We start from the raw sequence: 9,200 nt of genomic DNA on the forward strand, positions 1-9,200 counted from the left end.
AAACCCTCTCATTTTCTAAAAAATTAGAAAATCACATTGGGGCTATCAAATTCTATTTATGCTACCATAATTTGAATCATGCAATGGGGCTCTCAGCACCATAATTGAAGCACTACCAGATTTTTAAGCGTATCCTTTGTTATAAAATCTCCATCAAATTTATCTTTCTCAAAGGTATTCCAATACGACCAAACCAAGTCAACATCCGAATTCCTTGCTTCGTAGAAATGGTTAAGAATGAAGGCTACTCTATCCCGAAAACTTTGCATATTACCCGTGGCAACACTGTCTAAAATATCCTTTCGTTTTTTTTCAATGCGTTCCTCTTTGGTAATTCCCTTTGCCTGTTTCTCAAAAAGTTCGGATTCTTGTTCTTCCATGTCTTTATACGGTTTTACAAAAGCAAGTTACTAGTTTTTTTTCTGCAAAATCATTACCCAAGTTAAGGCGTATAAATCACTGCATTGGCAATGATGCGGGCGTAAATCGGATTTTCAAAATCAGCTGTCCTACGGCCCGGTTGACTGTAAAAAACCCAGCCTTTTTCCACGGGCATACACCAAGCCGAACGGTCCTGCATCCATACTTTTCCCGTTGTATCTTTCATTTTGAAACCCAGTAAAATGGTACGGGATTTTTGTAAATCATGGTTTAAAAATGCTTCCGTTTTTTGCAGTTCAAAACTGGGAAGTTGTTTTTCCTCACTTTGCCCTTCGCGGATATACGCAATAGAAGTATTGTATGTGATTTTATTGGAGGTAATAAAATGGGCAGGAGCCAAATTCACAACCTCCATATCGATATCCCCTACGTATTGATAGCCTCCTTCGCTCGCGTCTTTTTTGGGCAGATCCAACCCTAAAAATGAAAACCACTCGGCATTTTTACGTTTGGCCGAACTGATAGAGTGGTGAAGAAGAATGAGTTTACCGCCATTTTTAGTGTACTGAATAAACGCTTTTTCGGGACCCGCGTCTATGTCTTTGTGAATGTAGACAATCACTGCCCGATACCCGGTTAACGAAGCCGGTAGATCATTCTGAAAAACGACTCTCGTACTGATTCCCTCCATAGCTTTCAAAGCTTTGGTTAAGACCTGCATGGCAGGAATTTCGTCAGCTACTATTAAAACACTCTGCGCAATTGTCTTGGCCGTCAGCCAAAAGATACAAATAAGCGTGCTGATTAATTGTTTCATAACGATTTAAAAGCCTAAAAGGTGAGGTGTGCCGGACTATTTAAACATCATCATACGGCTTTACAAATTTAGCTTTTTTATTTCTTTAACTGCATAATCTACTGCACGAGCGGTGAGTGCCATATAGGTTAGGGAAGGGTTTTGGCAGGCTGAGGACACCATACTGGCGCCATCCGTGACAAACACATTTTTACAGGCGTGAATTTGGTTGAAACCATTCAAAACGGAAGTTTTGGGGTCGCGCCCCATACGTGCCGTGCCCATTTCGTGAATAGCCAGGCCGGGTGCCTGATGATTATCGAAAGCCGCTGTCACTTTGATACCTGCTTTCTGCATCATTTCCTGTGCTTGCTGAATGGCATCCACCACCATTTTGTCTTCATTTTCACGCCATTGACAGTCAATGTTCAGCGTTGGCATTCCCCATTTATCTTTTTTATCCGTGTTTAAAGTCACTTTATTATCGACGTGCGGCAGCATTTCACCCATGCCCGTCATGCTGAACGTCCAAGGCCCGGGTTGCGTCATACTCGCTTTGAAATCGGCCCCAAATTGGGTTGAGCCGTTGCCCCGTTCCCATCCCTGTCGCGACGCACCGCAGGCGTATGCATATCCTCGCACAAATTCTTTTTGGCGGTCAGTGTCCAAATTACGGAAACGCGGCATGTAGGTACCCGTAGGCCGACGCCCAAAGTAGTAGTTATTGTCAAAGTCATTGCCTTCATAGATACCACTGACCCGAATTCGGTAGTTATGGTCCATCAGGTAATGGCCCAATGCCCCGCTGTCGTTTCCCAGTCCGTTTGGGAAACGATTGGAAATGGAGTTCATCAAAATAAGCGTACTGTTGAGCGTAGCGGCATTGACAAAAATAATTCGGGCATAATATTCCATCATTTCCAAAGTATTGGTGTCAATAACACGAACTCCCGAAGCCTTCTTCGTTTTCTCGTCGTAAATAATGGAATGTACGACCGAAAAAGGCCGCAGGGTCAATTTTCCCGTTTTTACAGCTGCCGGCAGCGTGGAGGACTGCGTACTGAAGTAGGCACCAAACGGACAACCACGATTGCACCAATTTCGGGATTGGCACGCAGAACGGCCCAAATAGGTATGAATTTTGGTGGGTTTACTCAAATTTGCGGTTCGACTGATGATAAAATGCCGGTCGTTGTAGTGACTCGCCACGGACTTTTGGAAATGCTTTTCCACGCAATTCATGTCAAAAGGAGGCAAAAACTCGCCGTCGGGCAGTGAAGCTAAACCATCTTTATTGCCCGCTACGCCAATGAATTTTTCCACGTAACTGTACCAAGGAGCTAAGTCTTTGTATCGAATAGGCCAATCGACGCCAATGCCTTCCCGTCCGTTTTCTTCAAAGTTGACCTCATTCCATCGTTGCACCCACCGTGCCCACATCAGCGATTTGCCCCCCACCTGATAACCACGCGTCCAATCAAAGGGTTTTACCTGTGTAAAAGGGTGCTCCTCATCTTTGACAAAGAATTGTTGACCATATTCGTTGAAAGCATAGCCAGTTTTAGCAACAATCGGATTTTTGGCAACCACCTCCAAAGGTAAACGCCCCCGGTGCTCCATTTCCCAAGGTGACGACATCGTGGTAGGATAATCCGTAACGTGCTTTACATCACGGCCCCGTTCCAACATTAATGTACGTAAACCTTTTTGAGTCAACTCTTTCGCTGCCCAACCGCCACTGATGCCCGACCCAATGACAATAGCATCAAAGGTGTTATTTTCCTTTGCTTTAAGATTAAGGTACATGCGTTTCAAAGGGATGTTCCTTGGGGTTAATTATTGCTTTTCCACAAACTTTCGTTGACTTACCGCCGTTTCCGTTGGAAAGTCAGCAGGAATCGGGATGTCTACTTTGCCCGTAGCCGCCCATTGCGCCCCCCGTTGCAGACACGTGATAAAACCTACGCATTCCACCGAATAATCCACGTGCCCCAAAGGTGTGTGAAAAATTCTCCCTTTCCCGTATTTAATGGTCATCAGCATCGGCTCGTTGCGGTCGGTGCCTCGATTGTCTTTGGGGGAAAATGCCGTAGCCAACACTTCCATCTTTTCGGCCGGTCCGCGCAGACGGTCATACATTTCGTCTTTGGTGTGCATCCATTTCAACGGCATTCCTTTGGTAATGGGGTGTTTAGAATCTCTTACCGTAATCAAAAATTCTTTTTGGGCTCCGTGCGAACCCGCTTTTCCAGGTTGCATATCTTTTACCAGTTTCCCAGTTTCGTCATAATACACAAACGGCCCGTCTTTTTCGCTGCGGTCGCCCCAGCCCCCCAAGCCAATCATTTTGTTATAAGCGGGCCACATCGGAAACGAATTGTCGGCAGCATGAACGACCACCAATCCACCGCCGTTGTTCACAAATTTCTCAAAATCAGCCTGTGTTTCATCCGACCACGGGGCCGCATTCCACCCAAAATTACAGACGACCAAATCGTATTTGGAAAAATCAGGGTGAAAGCTTGAATCGGTTTTTGCTTTCGGCAAGGCTTTGGTGGCAGGTACACCGTCAATTTTATATTTATCAATGAGATCAGCGCCTTCCCACGTATAATAGGTCCGTTTTACATCAACCGTAAACTTACCTGTTTCTTCCAGGTATTGTTTCATCATGTAGGTGATTTTGGGCCATTGGACGTGGTTACTTTGCCCATCCACAATCAGAGTTTTGATAGCTTTAGCATTCTTTTTTGATTGCGCCGGAGCATTTACCCAAACGAAGACTGTCAGCAGAAGGAGTATGCAGAATTTCGATTTCACTTTTATTGAGGTTTTAAGGGTCTGTTTTTTTTAAGAAGCAGTTTTGAGAAAGAAAATACTATCCTTCATAAGAATTGATTTCAGTCAACACTTAGGCTTGATTTTCAGCTCCATTCCACTTTGATTCCACTTTCTGATCTACCGCCTTTCAGCATCATTCTATTACCCGGATAGACTGCTGTACAAGAAAATTGAAAGCAACACATTGTACTTGAATTAGGCTGTTTGCCGTTGCATCCCACACGAATGGCAAATTTAGGCTTGTAATTGTCCAATCAGTTTGAAAAAATCACGGGTCTTCTTACCACATTTATCAAATAACTCCGGCGTTTTTGCCCGAGTTATTTAGAAAATATGTGATTTATATAACAGTTCTCCATTTATGTGTAATGCTTATCTAAACAAAGGAGAGGAACTTTGTCAGTGAAAATTTATTCACAACTTAAATTTAGTTACTATGAAAAAGCTAACTGTATCCATAGTGACAGCCTTACTGCTGTCTACAACCCTTGTTGCCCCTTCAAAGGCTGCCTCTTCAGACAACGATCTGGTTGCTGTGACTTCCCCGGAAGCGGCAAAAGCAACGCAGGCTCGTACTTTATTGGCCAGATTGGACGAAATCAACAATATGGATAAGTCCTCGTTGACCAAACCTGAAAAGAAACAATTACGGAAAGAAGTACGCTCCATCAATAAGACACTCAGTGGCATTAGCGGCGGTGTCTATGTCTCCGTCGGAGCTCTTTTAGTCATTATTCTTTTGCTGGTTTTATTGCTCTGAGGATTTTATAACAAGAAATACTACCTGAAACTGCCGCCCCACCTTATATCTTAATCTTACCTAAATTTAATTCTAATTGGAAAATTCAGAAGTCGAAAAAGCGAAAGTGTTTATCATTGTTGAAATCATTGAGTATGTTCCAAATGCGGTAGTAATTAAGACAATCATAAAAAAAACAACCGGGAATATAAGTGCTGTATCGTTTGATTCGGGTGAGGATTTATCACTGAAAACATCCCCTTTTGATACTTTTATTCAGGTGATTGACGGAAAAGCTGAAATAGTGATTGATGATAAGTCGAACCTGCTTGAAACAGGCCAATCCATCATTGTACCTGCCCATTCACATAACACCATCAAGGCCAATGTACGTTTCAAAATGATTTCGACCGTTATAAAAAGTGGATACGAAGAGGAAATTTAAGCCCATACAGGAAAGATAAATGCCAAATTAACAGCCATATAAAAAACACTCAATAAACGAAAATGAAGATGGACTCTGAGAAAGTATATGAGACAGTAAGTGAAGCAGTAAATGACCTTATCAAAAGAGGGTACACAACAGATTTTTTACTTTTGGCCGAAGAGGAATGTCTAAAATGCAATAAAACTTCGGTTACGCTCTCTTCTGATGCGTTTGAAATTGATGAAACGCACCGCTTTGAAGGAATGACCGATCCGGGAGATGAAATGATTGTTTTTGCCATTTCTTCCAAAAAACACACAATGAAAGGAACAGTTGTAAATGGATATGGTGTCTATTCTGATTCTAAATCCTCTAAAATTGTTGAACATTTAAAAAACCATTTATAATCAATCCGTTACTTTCTCAACAGCGATTTTTATCATTTTCCCAACGAATAAATAAGTGAATATTCTGCTTGACATGTCGTCCACTACCTATTGACAAACGAAAATATAAATCAAGTTTTGGCCCAGACACCGGCCGCCCAACGTATATCGGGTAATTATTCAATAAAAATGTAATGTATGCACTTATATATCAAATATATGGTTAGCCTGCGATGCAAGATGGTGGTAAAATCAGAATTGCAAAAACTCGGACTGAAATGTATAGTCATTGACCTTGGCATGGTTGAAATTATGGAAGATATTACGCTTGAACAACGAGAACAATTAAAAACAAATCTCCTTCGCTCAGGACTGGAACTACTCGATGATAAAAAGAGTATCCTGATTGAAAAAATAAAAGGAGTTATTATTGAAATGATTCATTATCATGATGAATTACCTAAAGTAAATTATTCCGAATACATCAGCGAAAAAATAGGAAATGACTATACGTATCTCGCCAATATATTTTCCGAAGTAAAGGGCATTACCATACAGCAATTCATCATTATTCATAAGATTGAAAAAGTAAAAGAGTTGTTACTGTATGACGAACTTAGCCTTACGGAGATTGCCTATCAAATGCATTACAGTAGTGTAGCTCACCTGTCAAATCAATTTAAGAAAGTAACGGGCCTTTCTCCTTCGTTTTTTAAACAAATACAACAGAAAAGAAAGCAGAATTTAGAAAACATGTGATATCTGTAACATCTTCTCATTTATCTATAACGTTTTTTATCTAAAACATCTTCAATTTTGCAGCATAGACATCCGATGTATTATTAAAATAAATGACGACGAAGTTGCGCGTACGATAACGAAAATGGCTGTGGAAATCACATCATCATGAATTTACTTTAGTATACTTATACTATTTTCGATGTGCGATTTGTGATTTTCGATTTGCAAAATACTGATATTCAGAAAGTTGTTATATAGAAAATACGCCATCTTAGAATTGAATTAGTATTATTCATAAAAAGAAGTGGAATACACATTTGCTTGGCGCAGCTTTTTTATAAAACGAAAATCAATTGGAAAATTCAGAATTTGAAAAAGCGAAAGCATTTATCATTGTAGAAATAATTGAATATATCCCTAATTCAGTGGTAATCAAAACAATTATAAAAAAGACAACCGGCAACGTGAGCGCAGTCTCATTCGACTCTGGAGAGGCACTGACTGAAAGAACGTCTCCTTTCGATACCTTCATTCAGGTAATTGACGGGAAAGCCGAAGTGATTATTGAAGGCACTTCCAACCTGTTGAACACGGGTCAGTCTATCATTATACCCGCCCACGCTCGAAATACAATCAAAGCCAACGAACGTTTCAAAATGATTTCTACGATTATAAAGAGCGGATACGAAGATGTATAATGTTGACAATCAGCCAATTGTAAAACAAAATCAAAGTTATGAAAAGTCAAAAAAAAGGAAGTGAAAGTGAAGAATTGACTTCACTAAAAAAAAATCAGTCGAACAATAGAAAAAAATCAATCATGAATTCAGGTAAAATAGTGCTGGGTATTTTGGCAAGTATTGGCGTTGGTGCCTTGATTGGGATCGTTTTTGCACCTCAAAAAGGGTCCAAGATCAGAAGAAAAATAATGCAAAATGGAGAAAATTACCTTGATGACTTCAAAGACCAATTTGATGATTTTTTAAATGAAGCCACCGATAAAATCGAGAAAATATGGAAAGACAGCGAAGAGTTTATTAGGAAAGAAAAAACAAAACACCTGGATGGAAAAATGAGTAAAAAGGATATAGTACTTTAATTCAACCGAGGAGCTTTTATAGTCAACAACTCTATATTTTAATGAGTTAATTATTTTATTGCAACATAGAGTTTTTTCATACGTGTGATTTTTTTATGAAAAATAAGGAAATTGATGAGCTTTTATCCGATGAGAATGAGCATTTAAATAAGCTGCATCAGATAGTTAAAGAAACTTTGAAAGAGGAAGAGCTTATTATTCATAATCTGTTAAATCCACCATTAGAAATACTATCACAAGGCCAAAAAATTTCTGACAAAGTAGCCCTATTTGGGGGAAGCTGGCGGTTTATTATTTTATTTGGAGTTATTTTAACACTTTGGATTATTTTTAACGTAGTAGCGATAGGGCACTATAAATTTGACCCCTACCCTTTTATATTAATGAATCTTATTTTATCCTGTATTGCGGCTTTGCAGGCTCCGATCATTATGATGAGCCAAAATAGGCAGGAAGAAAAGGATAGGATGAGAAGCGAAAACGATTACCTGATAAACTTGAAAGCAGAGATGCAAATTCGCAGTTTGCACCAGAAAATGAATTTATTATTGGAAGACCAAATTAAAACCCTTTTCGAAACTCAGGAAAAACAATTTACCCTGCTTAAAGAAATTAATTCTAAAATTAAATAAAATCAGTTATTACCCTGCCCAACACTTCGTTATTAAATATTTTCAACGTATTTGTTTTTTAATCTTTCAACGAAGTGAAAACTATATTGTTGCTTTATAAGACCTGTTGCTTTGTTAGTAAATAAGGCAACTTGAGGGACGAATTATCTCAACTATCATACGACATCTAAAAATCCTCATTAGCCAAACTATTTTCGACTTGGCATTGACGAAAAAAAGATTGATAACAAAGTAGCTTACTGTTTAATCTAACTATCAAAACTTTGGTTTCAATTTAGTTAATTCAAGTTGCTACGTATCAAGTTCAAAGAATTTACAAACAGCAAAAGCAACAATAAAAGCAAAGACCTTGAATTGAAAACCTTCGATAGTTACTGCATGAATTTTCTTGACAAATTGAGCCGTAATCTCACTAAAAGAAGTTTCTATGGTCTTTCTGAAATGCTTTTTAGTAACCCTATTGGTAAAATCATCACCTCTGAGTGAGCCTTTTTTACGGGTAATCATCATCTTTATAAGTTCCTGCTGAGCCATAAAATCTTCAAACTCATAGTCAGTAAACCCACTATCACCAAAAACAGTGCTACGTTGCGGAAGATCAAAAGGCAACCGATGTAAAGCTGATTGTTCAGCAAAACTGCCCGGGATAAAGGCTATTTCTACAGGAATACCCTCTTCGGTGATTATAATGGCAAGCTTGAATCGCAGCGGCGAACCGTCCATAGAAATAAACACGTTTAGAGGCATTTTTGCCGCGATAATCTTCTATGGGTTTTCCATCGCCACCGCTTATTAAATGAGACCGACTAATCCGAATATTATGGCAAATATTTACAGGAAAAGTATCTACAACAAAGTAGTTGAATTTATTATTCGCTTTAAAGACATAGCCTAAAAGCCTGAAAATATTTTCCATTAAATCACAACAGGCATACATACGTCGATTGAATCGTGATCACTGGAAAAATTTTTGGTTATGTTCAATAATTGGCAGCAAAAGGTAAGCAATTTCTTCACCGATCGGATGACCAACGCTGGCATGGAGGGAACTAACAACCATATTCGTAGTATCATTCGGAGGGCCTTTGGTTACGTAGATTTTGCAGCCCTTCGTTTGCGGGTATTAACCGAGTGCGGGTGTAGTCCGTAATAATTTTC

13 protein-coding genes are annotated in these 9,200 nt (G+C 39.4%); 8 read left to right on the forward strand and 5 right to left on the reverse strand.

The features are described 5' to 3' along the window. Nucleotides 1–92: 92 nt before the first annotated feature. From Q0081_RS29320 to Q0081_RS29335, 4 genes are all read right to left on the reverse strand, one after another. Nucleotides 93–380: a hypothetical protein gene (locus Q0081_RS29320; RefSeq protein ID WP_298361911.1), complete on the reverse strand. Its 288-nt coding sequence runs from the start codon at nucleotides 378–380 to the stop codon at nucleotides 93–95. Nucleotides 381–442: 62 nt separating this feature from the next. Next, nucleotides 443–1,198 carry a ThuA domain-containing protein gene (locus Q0081_RS29325; protein ID WP_298361914.1) on the reverse strand — a complete coding sequence of 252 codons (756 nt, stop codon included), beginning with the start codon at nucleotides 1,196–1,198 and terminating at the stop codon, nucleotides 443–445. A 60-nt stretch (nucleotides 1,199–1,258) separates the two neighbouring features. After that, on the reverse strand, nucleotides 1,259–2,983 hold the full coding sequence (locus Q0081_RS29330) for a GMC oxidoreductase (protein ID WP_298361917.1): 1,725 nt from the start codon (nucleotides 2,981–2,983) through the stop codon (nucleotides 1,259–1,261). Between the two features lie 30 nt (nucleotides 2,984–3,013). Then, nucleotides 3,014–3,997: a ThuA domain-containing protein gene (locus Q0081_RS29335; protein ID WP_298361920.1), complete on the reverse strand. Its 984-nt coding sequence runs from the start codon at nucleotides 3,995–3,997 to the stop codon at nucleotides 3,014–3,016. Nucleotides 3,998–4,454: 457 nt separating this feature from the next. Between Q0081_RS29335 and Q0081_RS29340 the strand changes: the two genes are divergently transcribed. From Q0081_RS29340 to Q0081_RS29370, 7 genes are all read left to right on the forward strand, one after another. Next, complete coding sequence (locus Q0081_RS29340; protein ID WP_298361923.1) at nucleotides 4,455–4,778, forward strand: hypothetical protein; 324 nt, start codon at nucleotides 4,455–4,457, stop codon at nucleotides 4,776–4,778. A gap of 76 nt (nucleotides 4,779–4,854) precedes the next feature. Next, complete coding sequence (locus Q0081_RS29345) at nucleotides 4,855–5,202, forward strand: cupin domain-containing protein (protein ID WP_298361926.1); 348 nt, start codon at nucleotides 4,855–4,857, stop codon at nucleotides 5,200–5,202. Between the two features lie 68 nt (nucleotides 5,203–5,270). Then, the gene (locus Q0081_RS29350) at nucleotides 5,271–5,591 is read left to right on the forward strand and encodes a phosphoribosylpyrophosphate synthetase (RefSeq protein ID WP_298361929.1); all 321 of its coding nucleotides are present in this window, start codon (nucleotides 5,271–5,273) and stop codon (nucleotides 5,589–5,591) included. A 177-nt stretch (nucleotides 5,592–5,768) separates the two neighbouring features. After that, the gene (locus Q0081_RS29355; protein ID WP_298361932.1) at nucleotides 5,769–6,329 is read left to right on the forward strand and encodes an AraC family transcriptional regulator; all 561 of its coding nucleotides are present in this window, start codon (nucleotides 5,769–5,771) and stop codon (nucleotides 6,327–6,329) included. A gap of 335 nt (nucleotides 6,330–6,664) precedes the next feature. Further along, the gene (locus Q0081_RS29360; protein ID WP_298361935.1) at nucleotides 6,665–7,009 is read left to right on the forward strand and encodes a cupin domain-containing protein; all 345 of its coding nucleotides are present in this window, start codon (nucleotides 6,665–6,667) and stop codon (nucleotides 7,007–7,009) included. A gap of 38 nt (nucleotides 7,010–7,047) precedes the next feature. Beyond that, nucleotides 7,048–7,410: a YtxH domain-containing protein gene (locus Q0081_RS29365; protein WP_298361938.1), complete on the forward strand. Its 363-nt coding sequence runs from the start codon at nucleotides 7,048–7,050 to the stop codon at nucleotides 7,408–7,410. A 95-nt stretch (nucleotides 7,411–7,505) separates the two neighbouring features. Beyond that, nucleotides 7,506–8,042: a DUF1003 domain-containing protein gene (locus Q0081_RS29370; protein ID WP_298361941.1), complete on the forward strand. Its 537-nt coding sequence runs from the start codon at nucleotides 7,506–7,508 to the stop codon at nucleotides 8,040–8,042. A 291-nt stretch (nucleotides 8,043–8,333) separates the two neighbouring features. On the opposite strand, the gene Q0081_RS29375 is transcribed toward Q0081_RS29370, so the two are convergent. After that, nucleotides 8,334–8,765, reverse strand: coding sequence for a hypothetical protein (locus Q0081_RS29375; protein ID WP_298361944.1), 432 nt, complete (start codon nucleotides 8,763–8,765; stop codon nucleotides 8,334–8,336). A 247-nt stretch (nucleotides 8,766–9,012) separates the two neighbouring features. Here Q0081_RS29375 and Q0081_RS29380 point away from each other — a divergent pair, with 247 nt between their 5' ends. Further along, nucleotides 9,013–9,192, forward strand: coding sequence for a transposase (locus Q0081_RS29380; RefSeq protein ID WP_298361947.1), 180 nt, complete (start codon nucleotides 9,013–9,015; stop codon nucleotides 9,190–9,192). Nucleotides 9,193–9,200 lie beyond the last annotated feature (8 nt).

The sequence above is a fragment of the Runella sp. genome, assembly GCF_027484545.1.
In the GTDB taxonomy this organism is placed as follows: Bacteria; Bacteroidota; Bacteroidia; order Cytophagales; family Spirosomataceae; genus Runella.

Coding starts and splice junctions, on each gene's coding strand:
- Q0081_RS29320 (WP_298361911.1), bottom strand. CDS start 380: ATGGAAGAACAAGAATCCGAACTTTTTGAGAAACAGGCAAAGGGAATT.
- Q0081_RS29325 (WP_298361914.1), bottom strand. CDS start 1,198: ATGAAACAATTAATCAGCACGCTTATTTGTATCTTTTGGCTGACGGCC.
- Q0081_RS29330 (WP_298361917.1), bottom strand. CDS start 2,983: ATGTACCTTAATCTTAAAGCAAAGGAAAATAACACCTTTGATGCTATT.
- Q0081_RS29340 (WP_298361923.1), top strand. CDS start 4,455: ATGAAAAAGCTAACTGTATCCATAGTGACAGCCTTACTGCTGTCTACA.
- Q0081_RS29350 (WP_298361929.1), top strand. CDS start 5,271: ATGGACTCTGAGAAAGTATATGAGACAGTAAGTGAAGCAGTAAATGAC.
- Q0081_RS29355 (WP_298361932.1), top strand. CDS start 5,769: ATGCACTTATATATCAAATATATGGTTAGCCTGCGATGCAAGATGGTG.
- Q0081_RS29365 (WP_298361938.1), top strand. CDS start 7,048: ATGAAAAGTCAAAAAAAAGGAAGTGAAAGTGAAGAATTGACTTCACTA.
- Q0081_RS29370 (WP_298361941.1), top strand. CDS start 7,506: ATGAAAAATAAGGAAATTGATGAGCTTTTATCCGATGAGAATGAGCAT.
- Q0081_RS29375 (WP_298361944.1), bottom strand. CDS start 8,765: ATGGACGGTTCGCCGCTGCGATTCAAGCTTGCCATTATAATCACCGAA.